Origin of the sequence: Halobacterium sp. DL1, from assembly GCA_000230955.3 — an archaeon.
Taxonomy (GTDB): domain Archaea; phylum Halobacteriota; class Halobacteria; order Halobacteriales; family Halobacteriaceae; genus Halobacterium.
This window is the reverse complement of record CP007060.1, coordinates 703,023-722,535: the sequence shown is the minus strand read 5'-3', so window position 1 is coordinate 722,535 and position 19,513 is coordinate 703,023. Positions and strand designations below refer to the sequence as shown.

Here is a 19,513-nt window from a genome sequence, read left to right as displayed (position 1 = left end):
CACTGTTCGCGGCCAGTAGGCCGCCAACAAGTCGACCTACAGTCGGCGGTGCTCGGTCATTCGTCCCGTGGCCGTGGGTTCATGACAACCCATGACCACCGAAAATGAACTCGAACCCCTCGCTCCCGAGACGGCCAAAGAGATGTACCACAGGGAACGAGAGGGCGAAGTTGCAGAACGAACGCTACAGGCACACCACTATCGTCTTGTCCACTTCATCCGCTGGTGCGACGAGAACGACCTCGACAACTTGAACGAACTTTCAGGTCGGGCCCTCCACGAGTATCGGCTCTGGCGGAAGGATGACGGCGACCTCAAGGCTGTTTCTCTGCGGACCCAGTTGCAGACCCTCCGCGTGTTCATCAAGTTCTGTGAGACCATCGACGCTGTCCCCCAGGACCTCCACGAGAAGAGTCTGCTGCCGACCCGCTCGAACGACGACGAGCAACGCGAGGAGATACTCCCGACGGAGCACTTCTCTCTTTCACTCCCGATTTCCGGTAGTGTGCGGTCGTTCTATGGTCCTGTGGCTATCTGGATGGCGCCATCGTCGCGCCACAGTTCGACGCCGAACCACGCTAGCGCGGTGCAGGCGATGGTCACGAGCAGAATCCAGGCGGGGAGGCCGAGCAGTGCCTGGACGATGTCACTGGCGGAGTTCGCGACGCTCGCAGGTACGAGTCCGGCGTCCGAGGCGCTCTCGTCTCTCACGGCGCTGGCCTGGTCGTCCGGGGCGGTTCGCGAGGGCAGGCCGAGGGCGGCAGCGCTCTCGCCGCCGGCGCTCTCGTCGCCAGTGTTCAGGCGTTCGGCCTCGTACGCTGCGAACTCGCCTCGGCTGTGGCCCTCACGGGTCAGGTTCCACACGACCTCCCCCTGTTCGTCTATCTCGACGACTCGCCCACCTTTCGTGTCGGTGATGAGCGTGTGTCCGTTCGGCAGTCGGTCCGCGTCGCGTGGCCACGTGAGTTGTTCGTCTTGCCACACCCAGGACTGCTCCCAGCCACCGTCTTCGGTTCGCGCGTACTCGATGGTGCGGTTGTTGTTCGAATCCGCGATCAACACGGCGGGCCCGCCCGCGGGTTCGTTGAAGTAGTCCGGGTTGTGCTGGCCGTTGAGCACGCTGAAGCGGTTGTCGGCGCCGATCGTCCAGTTCTCTTGGAGGCCGGTCTCCGGGTCGACGAACAGCACCTGGTCGTGGTTGCGGGGACTCAACATGACGCGGCCGTCGTCGAGTTTCTCGACGTCGTTGATGTGCGCCCAGTCGTCGGGGTAGTCCCAGCCCGACGTGAGCGGGAAGTTGTTCTGCATGTTCCACTCCCACGTGACGATGCCGGTGGTAGTGTTCACGACGAACACCTCGTCGGAGAACATGTCCGCGACGACGTATCGTGAGTCGCCGACGCGGTCGGCGTCGTGCCACTGGCGGTAGTCCGTCGCGTCCACGCGCGAGTACAGCACCTCGGTCTCGCCGGTCGTGAGGTTCGCGCGTTCGATGATCTGGCGGATGCAGTACTCGTCATCGCTGACGGGGTTGCAGAGTGACTCGTTGCGGACTTCGTCGGTGGCGACGTACACGACCGAGTTCGACTCGTTGGGGACCGGGTCGACGTCCCAGTAGGCGTCGTGGGTGTCGTTGTGGTACAGCAGTGTGCCGTTCAGGGAGTACTGCCAGATGTCGCCGCCGGTGACGTGTGCGGTGACGACGGTGGTCCGCTCGCCGGGGTTGCTCGTGTTGTACCCCTCGGCGACGGTGAGGTTCCAGTCGGATTGGGCCTGTGCGTCCGTGTCCTGCGCGGCAGTGGGAACCGCGGAGGCGACGAGGAGAGCCGACGAGACGACAATGACCGAGGCGAACACGGCCCTGAACGTCGTTGTGGTGCGCATACACGTCAGTTCAGGCGACTTTCCAAAGAGCGTATTTACTGGATCTATACCAGGTGATTCGAGAATCGAGACGGTTCGGTGGTACTTGACGTGGACGCGGGTGACGTGACCGCTACAGCCACACTGTTGGATTTACTCCCACGTTACGCCGGTACCGCCGCAGGACGCCTCGGGCGGATGGTGACAACGACTAACCAGCTGGTCCGGGACAGTCTACGTGAGACCTGCTGCGGAGAGTTCACCGGGTTCCCTGGTCAACTCACAGGCGGATTGTGCGGCGTCTGCGTCGAAAACGTGGCGCTGTCCCTCGAACGTAGTTCGCTGGAAGAACCAGTCCGCCCTCCCCGCGTTGGATAAACAGGCAGGTGGCAAGTACTGGGCAGAGTGATACCGGCGGACATCGTTACAGCCCCTCCAAGTGTTCGCGGCGCTGCGCAGCACGCTGCCGCTCCGAACGTCGGTCGTAGTGTTTATCCAAAATCCGCTCACTCGCGTCCATCCGGTCGCTCACCACGACACGGGGCGTGTCCTGAAGCCGGTACGCGGTGACCCGGCCGCTGCGCATATCGTGAGGCGACCGCGCCGATGGGCAACGGCTCATCCGTCCCTGCTCGGTCGCCTCACAGTCTCCTGGGTCGCGGTCGTGTGGGCACTCCTCCCCGCGCCAGCATGGCCGCGTTACTCGATAGAGGACGTTCCGAATCGTGGTCCGGGCGATTCGTCCCTGCGCAGTCGTCACCACCGGGTTCCGGTCGTGTTCGTCAAAGACTTCGCGACGGGGGCCAGAGATGCAGTCTCGAATCACGCCGGCGACGTACTCCGAAATCCCATTCCATCGCTCAGACTTTACTGACCGGGGCTATGCACTTCTGGCCGGGGAGGTTAGTGCTGAGGAGCTTGAGGAGTAACAGTTAGAGCCGCAACCGGTTAGTTACTGGATTGCGTTTTGCGGGATATGCGGCTCTGTTGAAATCCTATTTGTTGGACGCCTTTCCTACTGAAACAGCCGTTAGGTAGATGTGCGGAGTTATCGGATGGATTGCGTCACTCTCTGCCAGTGAAGAGTCCACCCGACCTTTTCGTTCGCGCCCTCCGAAGGGATGGTATGGACGACAGTCTAATCGACGACGTGGACCGGAGCATCCTGCACCAACTCCAACTCAACGCTCGCCAAACCGATACGGAAATCGCCGAGAAAGTGGATGTGACCTCCACGACGGTCCGGAATCGCCTCGACAAACTCGAGGATGGGGGCGTGATCCGGGGCTATTACCCCGAAATCAACTACGAGCAAGCTGGCTACCCCCTCCACGTCATGTTCGTCTGCACGGTCAATCCGAATGATCTGGACACGCTGGCCGAACAGATCCTCGACGTTCGTGGTGTGGTGACAACCCGCGATTTGCTTGGGGGCGAACGGAATGTCCACGTCGAGATCGTCGCCGGTTCGGTCAGAGAGATCGAAGATATCCGCAACGAACTGGCGGGCTTGGGCATGACCATCAATAGCTCCGAGATCATCTCCGAGACGCGAATCCAGTCATGGGACCACTTCTATCCACGGCCGGACCCCGACGCGGTCCAGGACGACGACACCGATGCCGGGCCGTCCGCCGGTCAAGGATAGTCAGGAGAACGATTGAAATTTTGGCTCTGTAGTTTCGGTATACTGCGGTTGATTTCACGGATATCTCACGCTCCGCCGGAGGTTGTAGACGGTCGCTTTCAGCAGCATTTCACGGAACTCCAGCCACCAGCTACGCGCACGCACGGCGGCGCCGAGCGTGCGCTTGATTGACGAGAAGACGGTTTCTGACATGGAGCGCTGGTGGTACCGATCACCGTCCATGCGGGCGTTGTGAGCGTGATCGAGTGGATTCATGATCCTGTGCTTGATCAGCGGTCTGATGCCGTTTTCGCGGAGTTCGTCGCGGAAGGCTTTCGCGTCATAGCCTCGGTCGGCGGCGAGGCTTCGCAGGTCGCCGGCGTTCCGCCGGGCGACCTGCGGGCCGATCTTCGCATCGTGTTTCTTCGAAGTGGTCGAGTGGATGTCGGTGATGTACAGCGTTTCGACATCCACGAGTGCAGTGACTTTGAGCGCTCGGACGCGGTAGTTAGTGCGGTTAGCGTAGTGGCGGCTGGGCTGGTCGCGGTCGAAGCCTGTCGAATCGATAGCCGCGTGGCCAGTGCGTTCCTCGACCGACGCGTCGAGGAACGCACGCCACGTCTTGGTCGGAATCCGTGCGAACCACGTGCGGAGAACGGTATAGTGCGGGAGACGCGTGAGGCCAATCTCTTCGAGGACGCCAGGCATTTCGCTGAGCAAATCCACCGCGACGCGGTAGGATTTTCCCAGCTCGATGCGGAGTGCATGCAGCGTGAGCATCGCCCACTCGGCGAACCCGCGACCCCCTTCGGGGTCGGCGGGTTCGTCCGGGGTAGCGACAACAGATTTAGCCTTAGCGACCGTAACACGCGTGAGGAGGCGGAATTCCGATACCAAAACGTTCTGTCTCTTCGCTTTCTACAGCAATAACGCAGTCGCGGCGTCTCCGTCTAGCGAAACTACAGAGCCGAAATTTTCAAATCCATCCGCGTCAATAGCCCCCCGATACAAATTTCAAATTCAATATATCCACCGATAACTGGCTACGGTTGGGTTTTCCAAATTTTTGAATTATATGAGTAACAGGACTTATTCTCTAGCACGTCCTTACCACGGTATGGCCGAATCAACCGAGGCGGTACCCAATCTCAGTCCATTAGTGGATCCTGTTCGTCGGTACATTTTGGACTACGCAGCCGAACAGGAGGCCCCAGTCACCTTCGACCGCCTCGCCATTCGGCACACCGACTGGGCACCGATGCGTTCCGGGAATGAATCTCCGGCCAGTTCCCGGGGCGTCCCAGGAGGTTGAGACACATGGCACACTCAGAAAACATCGGAGAGGCGGTAGAGGTACTACAACAACTCGGGTTGAAGGAATACGAGGCGCGGTGTTTCGTCGGCCTCTCCCGTCTGAATACCGGGACAGCAAAGCAACTCAGCGAGCTGACCGAAGTCCCTCGAACGCGCGTCTACGACGCCATTCGAGTGCTCGAAGCCCAAGGGCTGGTCGAAATCCAACATTCCAGTCCAAGGCAGTTTCGGGCGGTACCACTGGACGAGGCGACCGAGACGCTCCGGGACCAGTACGAGGGTCGCGTCGAGCGACTACACGACGCCCTCGACACGGTCGATATCGTGGAGGAGGACGACGAATCTCCCGTTCAGCAGGTGTGGTCGATGGCCGGGCGCACCGCGATCGAGAACCGGACAAACGACCTCATCGAAAACGCGTCCGAAGAAGTCGTACTCGTCGTCGGTGACGAATCGCTGCTGACCGACGAGCTCGTCACCACACTGAATGATATCGGTAACGGCGTCGAGTTGGTCATCGGAGCGCTCACCCCGTCCCTCGAAGATCAGGTTCAGACAGCCATCCCGGATGCCACGACGTTTATTTCGGGCCTGGAGTGGCTCCACGGCAAGCAGACTGCCGAGCACGATACGGCGATCGGCCGGCTGGTACTGATCGACCGATCGACGTTTCTCGTGAGTTCGATTATGCCCGAATCCAAAGAGGAACAGGCAATCTTCGGGGAGGGGTTCGGGAACGGCCTCGTCGTGATCGCCCGGCGGCTCATGGCCCAAGGGTTAGTGGCCGCACACGACCCTGGCCAGTAAGTTTGAGAACCCGGTTTCTCGGCCCGGCCGTCACTATGCGTCGGCACCGTCCGGATCTCTATCAACAGCGCGCCGTGGCTGGATCCGCAACGACCAGGCGGTCAGATACTCACCGTTTACAACGGTGATGCGACAGTGTTCGTATGCAAATGAGATCCGCCCAACGAACCGTACTTGCGCTTGAGACGCGAATTGACAGTCTCGTTTTGGCTTCGCTGACCGTAGAGGTCAGCATCTAATCGCGCATTCCACGCTTTGTGGAGCGACGAGAACTCACGGTGTTTGATGAGCGAACGCACCTCCGTCTCACGAGCCAACGCTCAAAGCGCCATTGCAGTGAACTCTGCCCACGGTTACACGACGAAGATTACCGAGAGGGCCGGTGCTTGACCGATTCCTTGGGTTAAGTGTCGGGTGGGCGACGTTGCGGCCGCAGTATGGCAACTTCAGATGTATTCAGCCTCCACACCAGGGGAGGTATCGACCTTCAGGACCTGCTCGGCGCCCCCGCCTTCGGGCTCGCCGCCGTCGTCCTGACCGGTATCGGCACCTTCAGCATCTTCGGCTACAGCTTCAGCGAAACACTGTTCGCGGGCAGCGGCGCCAGCATCTCCATCTCCCTGGTGACCGCCGCACTCCTGCTCGCCGGCAGCTGGCTCACCAACCGCGCCGGCGACGGCTGGGATAACCTCGACGAAGTCGAATCCGTCGCCGTCGGCGGCGCCACACTCCTCCTGCTCGGCATGGCGTTCACGCCGTTCATCCAGGACCTCGTACTGGGAAGCCAGATCGTCGGGACCCTCGCGTCCGTCCTGCTCTCAGCCTCCTACACCGTCACCGCGTGGTACTGAGGTGAATCAAATGAGGAAGTACCCCAAACGTGACGCACTCATGCACACCCTGGGTGCCGCATCGGCGCTGATGGGCGTCATCCTTGCTGGCGTGGGTGGTGGGCTGTGAGGCCGTGGCTCCGGCGCTGTGGGGCCCTCGCCCTGGCCGTCCTGTTCGTCACCTCCGCGTCGTTCCCCGGCGTGGCGCCCTCCGCAGTCGGGCAGGCGTCCGCTGGCGACTGGGTAGACACCTGTACCGTCGGCCCGGAGATCGTCGCGGTGTTCGCGCCGCCAGCACCCGGGACAGAGGCCGTCTCGTAGGCACTCCCAGGGACGCGGTTGGTCGCTGCACTGCCGACACTCGCCAGGGTTGACTTCGGAACGGCTCACCGCCGGTCACCTCCGAACAGCGGGGCGTCGTGTCCCTCGGTGATCTCCCCCGCGGGAGTCAGGCCGGCGTCAGCAGGGTCGTGTTCGTCGGCGATGTGTTTCGGTCGAGACTCCTCGGGGTCGAAGTTGTAGCCGCAGAGCGGGCAGTGCGTGAGCGTGTTGAATTCGCGGCTCCGCGAGTAAGTGGTGACGCGGAGACTCACGCCGACCACCCCCGAAATTCGACTATGAAATTCGCCCGAAGGCGACGACCCCCAACAGGGACCGTGTTCAACCCGCCTTCAGAAGTCGGTCGCGCGAGAACGGAAACGCAGAGTAGAGCGCTATCTACGGGTAGTTTAGAGCGTTTGGGCTTCTGCTCGGAATCGACTGCAGTAGAAGTCCGCCCTCCCCGATTTGAACGGGGGACAAGTCGATCTACAGTCGACTGCTCTACCAGTCTGAGCTAAGGGCGGTCGCACCCGATTGTACGCCGTCGTCGAAATTTAAGGGTTGTCATTCGGTGCGACAGACAATCGTCATACGCGGGGGCAGGCTTCATAAGCCTGGGCGTGGTAGGTGGTGTCGAACTGGGATGTCGAAGATAACGTTCCGGGCCGACAGCGACCTCGTGGACGCCGTCGAAGGCCTCGACGCGTCGAAGAGCGAGGTGATGCGGGACGCGCTCCGCAGCTACCTCGACGAGCACGGCGCGTCGGACACCTCGGCGGACAGCCTCGACGATGTCGTCGCCGACCGCGTCGACGAGCTCGTCGAGCAGCGCCTGGGCGTGCGGCAACCCGCACAGGACGTAAACGTCCGCATAACAGTCGAGCCACAGGAAGGACTGCAGGCCGAACGCGGGCGAGAACAACCACGACAGCCGGTCTCGGAACCCGAATCACGAGGGAACGCTGGCCGAAGCGGAGACCACGTTGGTGAGGGAAGCTCGTGTGCGCAGTGCGGGGAGACGGTGTCTGCCGACCACGTTTACTGCCCGAACTGTGGCGAGAAAGCGTCGCGGCGCGTCTTCTGCGAGTGCGGAGACGAGGTTCGGGCGGACTGGGCGTTCTGTCCGCACTGCGGGCGTCGGACGGCGTCGGCTGACGCACTCGAGCGGTAAGACGACTGTTTACATTCGCCGTTAGTTATTTAGTGTAGGGCGCTATGGGTATTGGTACGTAAGACGGCCGTCTTACAGAGAAACGGGCGACAGCGCGGTCATGCCGCGTATTTCCCCACCTGTAAGACACGAAGTGCGGGCGATACGATCCGTCTTACTCAACAAGGGGAAATCAATCATGGAGCGTGTGACACTCCGCATTCCGGAACAGCAGATCGACGAAGTGGAACAGATGGTCGAACGGGGGAAGTTCCCGAATCGCAGCGAAGCGATTCGGTCCGCCGTCCGAGAGATGATCGACGAACAGACTGACCAGGCCAGTCCGAACAGCTGGGCGAAGGTGTAACCGATGCAAGACATCGTCCAGGACGCACTCGACAACGCGGAAGCCGAGCAGCGCGAGATGGACGCCGACTCCGACGGGAGCGAGTTCGGCGACCCGCGCATCGTCATCGTCGGCTGCGGTGGCGCCGGCAACAACACCGTCAATCGCCTGTACAACATCGGCGTCGAGGGTGCCGACACCGTCGCGATCAACACCGACAAACAGCACCTGAAGATGATCGAAGCCGACACGAAGATCCTCGTCGGCAAGTCCCTGACCAACGGGCTCGGAGCGGGCGGCGACCCCTCGATGGGCGAGCGCGCGACCGAGATGGCACAGGGCACGATCAAGGAGGTACTCGGCGACGCGGACCTCGTGTTCGTGACCGCCGGCATGGGCGGCGGCACCGGCACCGGTGCGGCCCCCGTCGTCTCGAAGATCGCCAAAGAGCAGGGCGCCATCGTCGTGGGCATGGTCTCGACGCCGTTCAACGTCGAGCGCGCACGCACGGTGAAAGCCGAGGAGGGACTGGAGAAACTCCGCGAGGAAGCGGACTCCATCATCGTCCTCGACAACAACCGCCTGCTCGACTACGTGCCCAACCTCCCGATCGGGAAGGCGTTCTCCGTGATGGACCAGATCATCGCGGAGACCGTGAAGGGCATCAGCGAGACGATCACCCAGCCCTCGCTCATCAACCTGGACTACGCCGACATGACCGCCATCATGAACCAGGGCGGCGTCGCCGTAATGTTAGTCGGCGAGACCCAGGACAAGAACAAGAGCAACGAAGTGGTGAAGGACGCGATGAACCACCCGCTGCTGGACGTCGACTACCGCGGCGCCAGCGGCGGCCTGGTCCACATCACTGGTGGCCCGGACCTCACGCTGAAAGAGGCGGAGGGCATCGCCGACAACATCACCGAGCGCCTGGACGCGAGCGCGAACGTCATCTGGGGCGCGCGCATCCAGGAGAACTACAAGGGCAAGGTCCGCGTGATGGCCATCATGACCGGCGTGCAGTCCGCGCAGGTCCTCGGGCCGTCGACGCAGAAGCAGGCGGACAAGTCCCGCCAGGAGCTCAAGGAGGTCGACTCCAAGGAGCGAGCGACCGAGGAACCCAGCGGCAAGTTCGGGGCGCACTCGGATGGCGGCACGGACGAGGTCGAGCAGAACAACGGCCTCGACGTCATCCGGTAGCTGTTCTTTAGCTACGACTCCCACCCACCCGTGGGCTCACTCGTGACACCACCGAGCGCGAGCGTTACACGACGTGTAAAACGAGCAGCGATTTCTGGAGGAGAGCGACGTTACACCGCGTTTACGGCGTCCACGAGCGCGCACTTCCGGCACTTCTCTCGCGTTGTCGGCGCGCCACACTCCTCGCACTCACCGACGTCGCGGTCCTCGTCGCCGTACTCGTCGGCCGCAATCCCAGCGAGCTCCTCGTAGCCCGCCATGATGGAGTGGCGGGTGCCGGGGTGGTTCTCCTCGAGTTGCAGGAGGAGGTCCTGGATTTCGCCGCGGAACGCCTCGCTGGAGTGGGGGCACTCCGCCATGTGGACGGGCAATTCACGCAACTGGGCGTACAGCGCGACCTCCTTCTCGGGGACGTCCCGGAGCGGTTTCGCGCGTGGGATCATCCCCTCCTTCTCGCGGCGCTCGTCGAACGGGCCGAGGCTGGCGTCGAAGTGCTTGGCGACCTGCTCGACGTTGCCCTCGAAAATGTTCATCAGCGCGGTTTCGGCCTCGTCGTCGAGGTTGTGGCCGGTGAGCAGTTTGTCCGCGTCCAGCTCCTCGGCGTACCGCGCGAGCAGGTCCCGCCGGAACACCCCGCAGTACGCGCAGGGCGCCATGTCGAGGGGGTCATCGGCGGCGACGTCGTCCATCTCGACGTCGAACTCATCGGCGTAGGTGACGACCTCGTGGCGGATACCGCGGTCGTCGGCGAGTTCCACGCAGGCCTCGAGGCTCTCGTCCCGGTAGCCCTCGATGCCTTCGTGGATGGTGAGCGCGACCAGTTCGACCCGGGGGTCCTCGTCGAACGTCTCGTGGAGGATGTCCGTGAGGACGACGCTGTCCTTCCCGCCGGAGAGCCCGATGACCCACGTCTCCGGGTCCTCGGGGGTGGCGTCCGCGGGCAGCATGTCGTCCTCGCGGACGCGGCGGCGGACCCGGCGCTCCACGCTCTCGAAGAGGTGGCGGTCACAGAGGTGGCTGCCGGAGTACGCCGCGTGCATCACCGCCTCGCGGTCGCACTTGGTGCAATCCATCGCCTACACGTTGTGAGTGCCCGCGTTTCACCGTTTCGTCTCGCTGGACTCGCCGACCGGTAAAGCGCATTCTGCGATAGGAAATCACGGTGACGGCGGCGAGTGCGGCCACAGATTAAACGCCGGGACAGCGCGGCCGCTGGACGCCGAGAACGGCGAACGCGAGAACGAGAGACCCCGAAGTCAGGCGCGCTCCTCGTGGAACCACTCCACGAGCGACGCGGTCGCGCGCTTCTCGACGCCGTAGGGGACGAAGACGAACGGAATCGGGCTGTCGAACGCGCGGTCGCCGTACAGCCCCCAGTCGCCGACCGAGCGCGTGGTGCCGCCGTACGCGATGGGGATGTCCTTCAGTTCCTGTGGCTCGTACTCGGGCACGTAGGACTGCTCGATCCACACCTCGTGGACGGGGACGCCGAGTTCGTCGGCGAGCCCGCGTTCGAGGCGGTCGGCGTTGCTAGCGAGCCAGTCGCTGAAGTCGTCGAGCGGTGCGTCGACGCGGTCGGCGTACGCGATTCGGTGTTTCCAGCAGGTCTCGGGGAACCGACGGCCGCGGAACCGGTCGTAGAGCGCGGCGAGCGTCGAGTCGGGGTTGTCGCGGGCGGCGACGCGGAGTCGCTCCATGATGGTGTTGTCGTCGACGCCCTCCGCGAGGATTGCGTCGGTGGTCACCGGCGGTTCGTCGGCGACGGCCGCGAGTTCGTCCAGCAGGTCGTCGAGGAGCGCGTGGGCGTACACCGACTTGTGGTGCTGTGTCACCCACATGTACAGCGCGATGCGTCCCTCGAGGTAGTTGCCGATGGCGGACAGCGCCTTGTCCGAGAGCGCTAGCCCCTCCTCGGGGTGGGCGGTGTAGGACTCGACCATGCGGTCGGTGTCGAAGCTGAGGACGTCCGCGCCGGTCATCTGGTTGTCCCGCGTGATGTAGTCGAGGCGGTCGACGTCGATGGGCGAGTGCAGCACCTGGGCGGCGACGCCGTGCTGCCAACGGCCGCCGCGCTCGTACTCGAGGCTGTAGCCCAGGACGTGCGCGCAGACGTCGTGCGGGTCGACGCCCATCTCACCGAGCGCGTCGCCGTACTCGCGGCAGACGAGCAGGCAGCCGAGCAGTTCGTGGGCGCTCGCCTCGCGGATGGGCGCGTCCCCGACGCCCGCGTCGAAGAACGTCTCCTGGAGGCCGTGGTCGGCGAGGCGCGTCCGGAGGTCGTCTACGTCGAGGAACCGCTCGCCGAGGTGGGAGAACGGCGGGTGGCCGACGTCGTGGAGGAGCGCCGCGCACTCCAGGGTGCGCTGGATGTCGTCGAGTTCCGCGCTCGTGGCGTCCTGGTAGAAGTACTGTTGCTCGCGGAGGTTCTCGAAGACGGTGCGCGCGAGGTGGTAGACGCCCAGGGAGTGCTCGAAGCGCGTGTGGTTGGCGCCCGGGTAGACGAGGTTCGTCGCCGAGAGTTGGCGGACGTGCCGGAGGCGTTGGAACGGCCGGGTGTCGAGGATGCTGTCGACGAGTGGCTGTTCGAGTTCGACGTAGCCGTGGACTGGGTCCTTGATCTGTGTGGTCGGCATGGTGAGCGTGGCTCGTCCGCGGGGACGGGCCGAGATTGCCGGACAGAGACGGTCGAGCGCCCTCCGTCTTTCGGTTCGTCTCAGGCGTACGCCTCGAACTCCCGACCGAACGCGGCGAAGTAGGCGACGCCCACGAGGCCGATGACGGTGGCGAGACCGAACGCTAGCTGTGGACCCGCCGTCACCGAGACGCCGGCGAAGCGGAGCGTCCAGTCGCCGCCGTACAGGAGGCCGCCGAGCGCCGCGCTCGGGATGACGATGGTGTTCCGCACGAGGTAGTAGGTTCCCGTGACGCGGCCCCCGGCGTCGCGTTCGGCGGGCCCGACGATGAGCGCCTTGTGCGCGGGCAGGCCGGCGAACCGGAGCCCGGAGTACGCGAACAGCGCGACGAGCGCCCACTGGTCGGCGGGCGCGGAGACGAGGAGGATGGGGAACGTCGCGTAGACGAGGAATCCGAGTCCCACGACGGGTTTGAGGCCGGTTCGCTCGGCGAGTTTCGAGACGGGCACCTTCGTGAGGATGGCGACGGCCATCTCGACAGAGAGCAGCACGCCGAAGAACGCCGCGGGACCGATGGAGACGCCGAACCCGGTGAACCCGACGCCGAGGTAGCGCGTGACGACGACGACGAAGAACACGTACACCATCCCGTTCGCGAACCGGATGAGGGTGTCAGCGACGAGCAACGGGCGCAGCGTCGGGGGGAGGTTCCGGAAGTCGCGGCGGACAGTGTCGAGGCCCTCGAAGGAGTCCCCTACTGTGTCCTCGCTGGCGTCATCAGAACTCTTCGAGTTCTGATTGCCCGACGAGCTTCGCTCGTCGACGTCGTACAGCGCGTGCTGGGCTACAGTTGCGACGGCGGCGAACCCGGCGGCGAGCAGGAGGACGTACTGGAAGCCGACCTGGAACTCGTAGACGGCGAGCACGACGGCGGCGATAGCGGGGCCGAGCAGGAAGCCGACCCGTCGGAATATCTCGGTGCTCGCGAACCCCATCGCGAGGCGGTCCGGGGCGACGCTCTGCTTGACGATGGCGAACGTGGCGCCGAGGCCGAAGGACTTCCAGGCCTGCGTGAGGAGCAGGCCGAGGAACACCCAGACCCACGGGCCGACGGTGCCGCCGACCTCGATTCCGGCGAGCGAGACGACGGGGAGGTCGAGGCCGGGGAGCGAGGGAGCGGCCGCCCACACCACGAATCCGAGCGTGGTGACCACGGCGAACGCGGTGAGCGCCACGCGCGAACCGACGCGGTCGGAGACGGCGCCACCGGGGTACGGGTAGACGGCGGAGATGAGGTTGCCGAGGCTGCCGTAGAGGCCGACGATGCCCGCGCCGGCCCCGAGCGTGAACAGGTACTCGGGCACGTAGCGCGTGGTCATCTGGAAGGCGAGACTGAAGACGAGCATCGCCACGGAGAGCACGAGCACGTCGGGTTCGAGCGCGAAGAACTGCCGGTAGGAGTCGAGGGCGTCCACCGACTCCTCGGACTCCGCTGCCATACGCGGGCGTACCACCGCGGGGGCGAAATAGTTCGGGTTCCGGGAGTGCGGAACGTTCTTCGGCCTGCGCGGGCAACTTCCGGGCGATGGACCGCGACGCAGCAGTCGACCGGGTCGAGGAACTCGTCGACACGGTCGTCGACGAGGAGCTGCCCGTGCCGGTGCGCGAGGTGTGGGTGTACGGCGACGTGGCGCTCGGCCTGGACCCCGTCGAGCGACTCGACGTCTACCTCACGAAGGACATCCTGCTGCGCGGCGACGACGCCGACCGCGCCGCGGAGTTCGAACGCGAGTACGGCGTGAAGGGGGTCGGGAAGACGGTGCGCGCGTCGTGGGCCGACGACCACCCCGAGCACCTCCGGGCGAACGACAACGGCCACGTCGCGCCCGAGCAGTGTCTCGCCGCCCACCTCGTCGACGACGACGAACCCATCCACGTCGAGGTGTGCAACGCGGGCTTCGAGGACAACGTCACCCAGCGACTGGAGGGCGCGCGCGCGACGGGGAACTACGAGCAGGTGCTCGACCCCCGCGGCGTCTGCCTCTGGGTCGAGGGCCAGCGCAGCGAGGACGCCTTCGAGAAACTCCGGAGCGGCGAACTCGTCTTCCCGACGCTGGCGGGCGCCCTGGAGATGCTCGGCATGGACGAGACGGAGGCCGAGACGGCCGCCGCGGCGGTGGAGGAGCGCCGGGAGCGTTCTGAAGGGATGACGGTACGCGGCGACGTCGTGTAACGGCCGGCCATTCGGCAATTGTTCGTTCCCCTACACTTCTTCTGCACCCCCGGGGTCGCGAGTAATGCCACTGTAACATCCACAGACTGCGTGTAACAATACCTCAGCGAGATTTAGTAACCGATGTATTATGAAAGCCACAGGCACGACGATAACGCCGCTCCAAGAGGGGGTAACGGACGCCATCAACGAGACTATCGCGGAGGTAATCGCGTATCTGCCGACGATAATCAGCGCGCTCATCATCCTCATCGTGGGGTACATCATCGGGCGCATCGTCGGGGCGCTCGTCACCCGCGTCGTCAAGCAGATCGGTATCGGGAAGTACACGAGCGGGTCGGCTGGCGACCGGGAGGCGAGACGAGACTCCTCGAGAGAGGGTGGAACCGACCGCCGGTCGAACGGTGACAGCGAGGACGGCATCGCCAAGGCACTGGGCAAACTCGTCGCCTTCTACATCTACTTCGTCACCTTCGTCGCGGCGGCGAACGTCCTCGACATTCCGCAACTCTCCCAGTTGCTGGCCGACCTCGGAGCCTACCTCCCGGTCATCCTCGGCGCCGTCGTCATCCTCATCATCGGGTTCGTCGCGGGGAGATTCGTTGGCGACATCGTCGCCGACGTGGTCGGCGGCTTCAACATCGGTCCGCGGCTCCGCGACACGCCCCTCGAACAGTTCGGCGACCGCGAAGGCGAGTTCGGCCACTACGTCGGGCTGCTCGTCACGTACTACATCTACCTGCTCACGCTCCTCACGGTGGCCGACATCGTCCAGATCGAGGAGCTCTCGCAGCTGCTCGACACGTTCGCGAGCTACCTGCCCGCCCTCATCGGCGGCCTTGTCGTGCTCCTCGTCGGCATCTGGGTCGCCGAGCGCGTCGGCGACATGATCGCCGAGAGCGACGAGGGCGCGGCGACCCGCTACGCCGGCCTCGCGGTGAAGCTGCTCATCTACTACATCACCGTCACCATCGCCCTGAGCGCTATCGGCTTTGAGACGTTCGTGCTCGCGACCCTGTTCACGACGTTCTTCGTGGCGCTCCTCGGCGCGGCCGCCCTCGCGATCGCCATCGGCGCGGGCGTCGCCATCGGCCTCGGTGCCCAGGACTACGTCGAGCGGAACATCGGCGACTGGATGTCCTCGGCCCGCAGCAAGGCGCAGTCGGCCAGTGACGGCGGTAGCTCCGGTGGTTCGAGTTCCGGCCCCGGTAGCTCCGGCGACGACTCGAGCCTCGACGACTAAGCCGAGCTTATTCGCGTCGGCTCCCGCGCTCGCGGCCTTCGATTCCGTGACGGCCGACCAGCCGGTTGGCGTGGCTCGCGGTTTCGAGACCCCTCCCCGAACCGCGCCGCTCGCAGTGGTCGCCCACGCAATCTCGTGGTTCGGAGCGAGGCAGCGAGCGAGAACCACGCTGCTCGCGGTTCCCGCCGCTCGTAGTCTCCGAGGGTCTTCGCCCCGCTCAGACCCTCGCTACTCCTCGAACCCGTCCTCGAATCGGAACGTGCCGTTGCGCTGGACAATTTCCCCGTCCACCTCGATGAAGGAGTCCTCGCTCATGTCCACGATCATGTCGACGTGCTGGGCGGAGTCGTTGAACTCCATCCCCTCCGGGACGCACTCCTCGATGGCCGCACCTACTGCGAGGTGGACGGTGTCGCCCATCTTCTCGTCGAACAGCACGTTGTACGTGAATCGGTCGATGCTCCGGTTCATCCCGATGCCGAGTTCGCCGAGGCGCCTCGCCCCCGCGTCCGTGTCGAGGATGCCCTCCAGGACCTCCTCGTTCTTCGCAGCCTCGAAGTCGACGACCTCGCCGCCCTCGAACTCCAGGTAAGCGTCTACTATCTCGTTGCCCTGGCGCAGCAGCGGCTTGTCGAATCGCACGGTTCCCTCGACGCTGTCGGGCACCGGGCTCGTGAACGCCTCGCCGGCGGGCATGTTGTGTCTCCCGAAGTCGTTGGCCCCCCGCATCCCCGCGACGCTCATCGTGACGTCCGTCTCCTCGCCCGAGACGATGCGGACCTCGTCGGCGCCGTCGAGTATCTCGACCATCTGTGCCTGGTGCTCGCGCTGGGCCTCCCAGTCCTTGTTCACCGCCTCCCAGACGAACTCCTCGTACGCGGCGGTGCTCATCTCGGCCTCCTGTGCAGCCGCGGCCGTCGGGTGGGTCGTGATGACCCAGCGCTTGTCGAGGCGCTCCTCCAGGACGGGCTTGCTCGCCCGGCCGGCCGCCTGGCTCTTCGACGGCGGCACGTCGGTGGTCTCGTACGGGTTCCCGCCGCCGGTGACGAGGAACACCACGTCCGTCTCCTCCATCTCGGCGAGCGCGTGCTCCTTGGTCACGTAGTCCTCGGCGTCCATCGCCATGCTGTACGCCCGCGCCGCGGGACCCAGCCGCCAGTGTGTCGTCGGGCGCGCGCCCACCTCGCCCAGCTGCTCGTACAGCGCGACGACGAGGTCCTCGGCCTCCTTTGGGGCGTGAATCTGCACCATGTCGCCCTGCTCGACCTCGGCCGAGAACTCGGCCAGTATCTCCGCGTGTCGTCGGACTCTCTCGTCCATACCCGGAGACGGACCTCGGCCCGAATAAAGACTCCCCGAACGGTCTTTCTGTTACAGGGTTGAACTGACCCGACAGGACTACGTCTCCGCGTCGAAGCCGTCCTCGAACCGGAACGTCCCGTTGCGCTGGACCACGTCCCCGTCCACCTCGATGTACGAGTCCTCGCTCATGTCCACGATCATGTCCTTGTGGATTGCGGACTCGTTCTGTTCGTTGCCCTCACCGACAGTATCCCGGTACGCGCGGCCGATTGCGAGGTGGATGGTGTCGCCCATCTTCTCGTCGAACAGCATGTTGTACGTGAAGCGGTCGATGTCCCGGTTCATTCCGATTCCCAGTTCGCCGACGCGTTTCGAACCCTCGTCCGTCCCCACGATTGACGCGAGGACGTCGGCGTTCTGGTCGGCGTCGTGGTGGACGACCTCGCCGCCCTCGAACTCCAGGTAGGCGCCCTGGATCTCGCGGCCCATCCCCATCACGGGCTTGTCGAACAGCACCTCGCCCTCGACGCTGTCCGGCACGGGTGCGGTGAACACCTCGCCGCCGGTGAGGTTGTTGCGGGCGTCGTCGTTCTTCGTCGGGTTGCCAGCGACGCTCATCGTGACGTCCGTCTCTTCGCCCGAGACGATGCGGACCTCGTCGGCGTCGTCGAGTATCTCCACCTGCTCTGGGCGTATCACAGCCGGAGCAAAAGGGTTTCCAGAACCCGTGTTCTGTTTCGCGTCTTTCACTTCTGCGGGTAGCGGGATATCTCAGGGAACGCGACCCACCGTCACGAAGAAGGGGACGCGTTCGGCCCGCTCGTAGGCGTTCTCGCGCATCTGTTCGACGACCGCGCGCCCCATCTCCCGCCACTCGGCGCGCAGGTCGTCGTACGCGTCGTCGTCCATGCCGCCAGCCGCGAGCGTCGGCCGCTGTTCGGCGAGTCGCTCGCCCGTGGCCTTCCGCGCCGCCGCCTCCAGGTCGTCCTCGTCGTACGGCGGTTCGACGGCGCGAACGTGGTCGTACCGCGTCGTCGTCACGTCCTCGAGTCCGGCGCGCTCGAAGACGTCGGCGGCGTCGGCGCCGAGGCTCACGTCCGTGGGGACGCCCGCGGCGTAGGCCTCTCTGGCGCGCCGGGTCAGCGCCGACTCCGCGGCGACCGTCGAGTCGACGGTGACCGCGGCGTTGTCGGGTTCGACGGCGGCGACGAGGTCCGAGGAGACCCGCGCGAACTCCCGGACGGCGGCGATGGGGTCGGGGAGGTTGATGAGCAGCGCCTGGCAGGCGACCAGGTCGCAGCTGTCCTCGCAGAGGGGGAGCTGCGTGGCGTCACCCAGCAGTCGACCGTCGGCGTCGACGTGCGAGAGGAGGGTCTTGTCCGCGTCGAGCGCGAGCACCTCCGCGTCGGACTCCTCGGCGAAGACGGCCGCGAGTTCGCCGGTGCCACAGCCGACGTCGAGGACGCGCTCGCGGGAGGGGAGTGCGAGGGCGTCGAGGGCGTCGCGCTCGCTCCACATCCCCCGGCGGCTCTCCTCGAGGTAGTCGGCGCTGAAGCGGCGCACGGACGGAGGAAAACGGGGGAGGGGCAAAAGCTGAGGGGTTCGGCAACTGGCCCGCCTCGCGCCCCGGGTGTCGGGTCCACGGCAGTGGGGGGCAGGGGGACGGGGATGGCGTGGCGGGCGCAGTCGGTACTACCGGGCACACCAACTTAGTTCCGTCCGAGAGTGAAACGACTGTTTGACCGACTCCGTGCGGCGGTTCGTTCAGGTTTCGGCGAGGCTACTCTCGCGGATTTCCCGGACGCGGTCGATGTTCCACGCGAACCCCTTGCCCTCCTCGTTCGGCGTCTCGAGGACGAGCGGCACGTCGTTGTCCACGACGACGTCGTGGTTGACGAACGCGGTCATACCGTCCTCGCCGATGAGACCCTCGCCGATGTGGGCGTGTTCGTCCTTGTTGGTGCCACAGTCGTGCTTCGAGTCGTTGAGGTGGACGCAGGCGAGGTTCTCGACGCCGACCGTCTCGTCCAGTTCCGCGAACGTCTCCTCGACGCCTTCGGGGGTCGAGAGGTCGTAGCCCGCGGCGAACGCGTGGGCGGTGTCGAGACAGATTTCGAGGTCCTGGGCGGACTCCTCGAGGACGTACGCGAGGTGCTCGAAGTCGCCGCCGAGTTTCGTCCCCGACCCCGCGTCGCTCTCGACGAGCACGGTGACGCCGTCCGGGACGTCGAGTTCGTCGAGCGCGCTGACGGCGTTGTCGAGGCCCTGTCCGACGCCCGCGCCGGTGTGGGCGCCGAGGTGGACGTTCACGTAGTCGATGTCGAGTTCCGCGGCCGCGTCGACCTCCTTCTGCATGCTGTCGACGGACTTCTCGCGCAGGTCCGCTTTGGGTGTACAGAGGTTCACGAGGTACGAGGAGTGGATGACCCACGGGCCGTCGAAGTTCGCCGCAGTGCCCGACCGGAACGCCTCGGCCTCCTCGTCGCCGAGGTTCGGGTCCTGCCACACCTGCGGGGAGTGCGTGAAGATCTGACCACAGTTCCCGCCGACGTCTAGCTGGTTGTCGACGGCGTTGTCGACGCCGCCCGCGATAGAGACGTGTGCACCTACTCGCATACGCTGGGGTTCGCGCGGACCGTCAAAG

Annotated in this window: 22 protein-coding genes and 1 tRNA gene; 10 read left to right on the top strand and 13 right to left on the bottom strand. The window is 64.8% G+C overall.

Annotated elements, in window-relative coordinates; translation table 11 throughout:
* Positions 1-262: 262 nt before the first annotated feature.
* The 3 genes from HALDL1_05150 to HALDL1_05140 all read right to left on the bottom strand — a co-directional run bounded on the left by HALDL1_05150 (position 263) and on the right by HALDL1_05140 (position 2,449).
* Positions 263-475 (bottom strand): hypothetical protein, encoded by a 213-nt coding sequence (locus tag HALDL1_05150; GenBank protein ID AHG05180.1) that lies wholly within the window; start codon positions 473-475, stop codon positions 263-265.
* A 41-nt stretch (positions 476-516) separates the two neighbouring features.
* A complete protein-coding gene (locus HALDL1_05145; GenBank protein ID AHG03045.1) occupies positions 517-1,884 on the bottom strand; it encodes a hypothetical protein in 1,368 nt (455 codons plus the stop codon).
* 403 nt (positions 1,885-2,287) lie between these two features.
* Positions 2,288-2,449: a hypothetical protein gene (locus HALDL1_05140; GenBank protein AHG05179.1), complete on the bottom strand. Its 162-nt coding sequence runs from the start codon at positions 2,447-2,449 to the stop codon at positions 2,288-2,290.
* A 540-nt stretch (positions 2,450-2,989) separates the two neighbouring features.
* Between HALDL1_05140 and HALDL1_05135 the strand changes: the two genes are divergently transcribed.
* Entirely contained in the window at positions 2,990-3,511 is a 522-nt protein-coding gene (locus HALDL1_05135) for an Lrp/AsnC family transcription regulator (protein AHG03044.1), read from the top strand.
* Positions 3,512-3,565: 54 nt separating this feature from the next.
* Here HALDL1_05135 and HALDL1_05130 read toward each other — a convergent pair whose 3' ends face one another.
* Positions 3,566-4,387, bottom strand: a complete 822-nt coding sequence (locus HALDL1_05130) for a transposase ISH9 (protein AHG03043.1) — start codon at positions 4,385-4,387, stop codon at positions 3,566-3,568.
* A gap of 420 nt (positions 4,388-4,807) precedes the next feature.
* Between HALDL1_05130 and HALDL1_05125 the strand changes: the two genes are divergently transcribed.
* From HALDL1_05125 to HALDL1_05110, 4 genes are all read left to right on the top strand, one after another.
* A complete protein-coding gene (locus tag HALDL1_05125) occupies positions 4,808-5,611 on the top strand; it encodes a transcriptional regulator (GenBank protein ID AHG03042.1) in 804 nt (267 codons plus the stop codon).
* Between the two features lie 143 nt (positions 5,612-5,754).
* The gene (locus HALDL1_05120) at positions 5,755-5,850 is read left to right on the top strand and encodes a hypothetical protein (protein AHG05178.1); all 96 of its coding nucleotides are present in this window, start codon (positions 5,755-5,757) and stop codon (positions 5,848-5,850) included.
* A 198-nt stretch (positions 5,851-6,048) separates the two neighbouring features.
* Positions 6,049-6,462: a hypothetical protein gene (locus HALDL1_05115; protein ID AHG05177.1), complete on the top strand. Its 414-nt coding sequence runs from the start codon at positions 6,049-6,051 to the stop codon at positions 6,460-6,462.
* Between the two features lie 105 nt (positions 6,463-6,567).
* Entirely contained in the window at positions 6,568-6,762 is a 195-nt protein-coding gene (locus tag HALDL1_05110; GenBank protein AHG05176.1) for a hypothetical protein, read from the top strand.
* A gap of 65 nt (positions 6,763-6,827) precedes the next feature.
* Here the strand turns inward: HALDL1_05110 and HALDL1_05105 are convergent, their stop codons facing one another.
* Together HALDL1_05105 and HALDL1_05100 are read right to left on the bottom strand one after the other, a co-directional pair.
* Entirely contained in the window at positions 6,828-7,043 is a 216-nt protein-coding gene (locus HALDL1_05105; protein AHG05175.1) for a hypothetical protein, read from the bottom strand.
* A gap of 169 nt (positions 7,044-7,212) precedes the next feature.
* Positions 7,213-7,286 (bottom strand) — tRNA-Tyr (locus HALDL1_05100).
* A 119-nt stretch (positions 7,287-7,405) separates the two neighbouring features.
* Between HALDL1_05100 and HALDL1_05095 the strand changes: the two genes are divergently transcribed.
* The 3 genes from HALDL1_05095 to HALDL1_05085 all read left to right on the top strand — a co-directional run bounded on the left by HALDL1_05095 (position 7,406) and on the right by HALDL1_05085 (position 9,458).
* Entirely contained in the window at positions 7,406-7,933 is a 528-nt protein-coding gene (locus HALDL1_05095; protein AHG03041.1) for a CopG family transcriptional regulator, read from the top strand.
* 178 nt (positions 7,934-8,111) lie between these two features.
* Complete coding sequence (locus HALDL1_05090; protein AHG03040.1) at positions 8,112-8,279, top strand: transcriptional regulator; 168 nt, start codon at positions 8,112-8,114, stop codon at positions 8,277-8,279.
* Between the two features lie 3 nt (positions 8,280-8,282).
* Positions 8,283-9,458 carry a cell division protein FtsZ gene (locus tag HALDL1_05085; protein AHG03039.1) on the top strand — a complete coding sequence of 392 codons (1,176 nt, stop codon included), beginning with the start codon at positions 8,283-8,285 and terminating at the stop codon, positions 9,456-9,458.
* Positions 9,459-9,568: 110 nt separating this feature from the next.
* Here HALDL1_05085 and HALDL1_05080 read toward each other — a convergent pair whose 3' ends face one another.
* The 3 genes from HALDL1_05080 to HALDL1_05070 all read right to left on the bottom strand — a co-directional run bounded on the left by HALDL1_05080 (position 9,569) and on the right by HALDL1_05070 (position 13,590).
* Positions 9,569-10,531, bottom strand: a complete 963-nt coding sequence (locus HALDL1_05080; GenBank protein AHG03038.1) for an arginosuccinate synthase — start codon at positions 10,529-10,531, stop codon at positions 9,569-9,571.
* A 183-nt stretch (positions 10,532-10,714) separates the two neighbouring features.
* Positions 10,715-12,091 (bottom strand): phosphohydrolase, encoded by a 1,377-nt coding sequence (locus tag HALDL1_05075; GenBank protein AHG03037.1) that lies wholly within the window; start codon positions 12,089-12,091, stop codon positions 10,715-10,717.
* Positions 12,092-12,171: 80 nt separating this feature from the next.
* Positions 12,172-13,590, bottom strand: a complete 1,419-nt coding sequence (locus tag HALDL1_05070; protein ID AHG03036.1) for an MFS transporter — start codon at positions 13,588-13,590, stop codon at positions 12,172-12,174.
* 86 nt (positions 13,591-13,676) lie between these two features.
* Here HALDL1_05070 and HALDL1_05065 point away from each other — a divergent pair, with 86 nt between their 5' ends.
* Entirely contained in the window at positions 13,677-14,324 is a 648-nt protein-coding gene (locus HALDL1_05065; GenBank protein ID AHG03035.1) for a hypothetical protein, read from the top strand.
* 130 nt (positions 14,325-14,454) lie between these two features.
* Positions 14,455-15,567 (top strand): hypothetical protein, encoded by a 1,113-nt coding sequence (locus HALDL1_05060; GenBank protein ID AHG03034.1) that lies wholly within the window; start codon positions 14,455-14,457, stop codon positions 15,565-15,567.
* A gap of 228 nt (positions 15,568-15,795) precedes the next feature.
* On the opposite strand, the gene HALDL1_05055 is transcribed toward HALDL1_05060, so the two are convergent.
* The 4 genes from HALDL1_05055 to HALDL1_05040 all read right to left on the bottom strand — a co-directional run bounded on the left by HALDL1_05055 (position 15,796) and on the right by HALDL1_05040 (position 19,485).
* A complete protein-coding gene (locus HALDL1_05055; protein AHG03033.1) occupies positions 15,796-16,887 on the bottom strand; it encodes an aminopeptidase in 1,092 nt (363 codons plus the stop codon).
* 78 nt (positions 16,888-16,965) lie between these two features.
* A complete protein-coding gene (locus tag HALDL1_05050) occupies positions 16,966-17,550 on the bottom strand; it encodes an aminopeptidase (GenBank protein ID AHG03032.1) in 585 nt (194 codons plus the stop codon).
* A gap of 90 nt (positions 17,551-17,640) precedes the next feature.
* A complete protein-coding gene (locus HALDL1_05045; GenBank protein ID AHG03031.1) occupies positions 17,641-18,432 on the bottom strand; it encodes an S-adenosylmethionine-dependent methyltransferase in 792 nt (263 codons plus the stop codon).
* Between the two features lie 201 nt (positions 18,433-18,633).
* Complete coding sequence (locus HALDL1_05040; protein ID AHG03030.1) at positions 18,634-19,485, bottom strand: endonuclease IV; 852 nt, start codon at positions 19,483-19,485, stop codon at positions 18,634-18,636.
* Positions 19,486-19,513: the final 28 nt, after the last annotated feature.

What these genes read in the sequence shown, in the direction of transcription:
- HALDL1_05145 (AHG03045.1), bottom strand. Translation starts at nt 1,884, where the DNA reads ATGCGCACCACAACGACGTTCAGGGCCGTGTTCGCCTCGGTCATTGTC.
- HALDL1_05140 (AHG05179.1), bottom strand. Translation starts at nt 2,449, where the DNA reads ATGCGCAGCGGCCGGGTCACCGCGTACCGGCTTCAGGACACGCCCCGT.
- HALDL1_05135 (AHG03044.1), top strand. Translation starts at nt 2,990, where the DNA reads ATGGACGACAGTCTAATCGACGACGTGGACCGGAGCATCCTGCACCAA.
- HALDL1_05125 (AHG03042.1), top strand. Translation starts at nt 4,808, where the DNA reads ATGGCACACTCAGAAAACATCGGAGAGGCGGTAGAGGTACTACAACAA.
- HALDL1_05120 (AHG05178.1), top strand. Translation starts at nt 5,755, where the DNA reads ATGCAAATGAGATCCGCCCAACGAACCGTACTTGCGCTTGAGACGCGA.
- HALDL1_05115 (AHG05177.1), top strand. Translation starts at nt 6,049, where the DNA reads ATGGCAACTTCAGATGTATTCAGCCTCCACACCAGGGGAGGTATCGAC.
- HALDL1_05095 (AHG03041.1), top strand. Translation starts at nt 7,406, where the DNA reads ATGTCGAAGATAACGTTCCGGGCCGACAGCGACCTCGTGGACGCCGTC.
- HALDL1_05090 (AHG03040.1), top strand. Translation starts at nt 8,112, where the DNA reads ATGGAGCGTGTGACACTCCGCATTCCGGAACAGCAGATCGACGAAGTG.
- HALDL1_05085 (AHG03039.1), top strand. Translation starts at nt 8,283, where the DNA reads ATGCAAGACATCGTCCAGGACGCACTCGACAACGCGGAAGCCGAGCAG.
- HALDL1_05080 (AHG03038.1), bottom strand. Translation starts at nt 10,531, where the DNA reads ATGGATTGCACCAAGTGCGACCGCGAGGCGGTGATGCACGCGGCGTAC.
- HALDL1_05075 (AHG03037.1), bottom strand. Translation starts at nt 12,091, where the DNA reads ATGCCGACCACACAGATCAAGGACCCAGTCCACGGCTACGTCGAACTC.
- HALDL1_05070 (AHG03036.1), bottom strand. Translation starts at nt 13,590, where the DNA reads ATGGCAGCGGAGTCCGAGGAGTCGGTGGACGCCCTCGACTCCTACCGG.
- HALDL1_05065 (AHG03035.1), top strand. Translation starts at nt 13,677, where the DNA reads ATGGACCGCGACGCAGCAGTCGACCGGGTCGAGGAACTCGTCGACACG.
- HALDL1_05060 (AHG03034.1), top strand. Translation starts at nt 14,455, where the DNA reads ATGAAAGCCACAGGCACGACGATAACGCCGCTCCAAGAGGGGGTAACG.
- HALDL1_05055 (AHG03033.1), bottom strand. Translation starts at nt 16,887, where the DNA reads ATGGACGAGAGAGTCCGACGACACGCGGAGATACTGGCCGAGTTCTCG.
- HALDL1_05040 (AHG03030.1), bottom strand. Translation starts at nt 19,485, where the DNA reads ATGCGAGTAGGTGCACACGTCTCTATCGCGGGCGGCGTCGACAACGCC.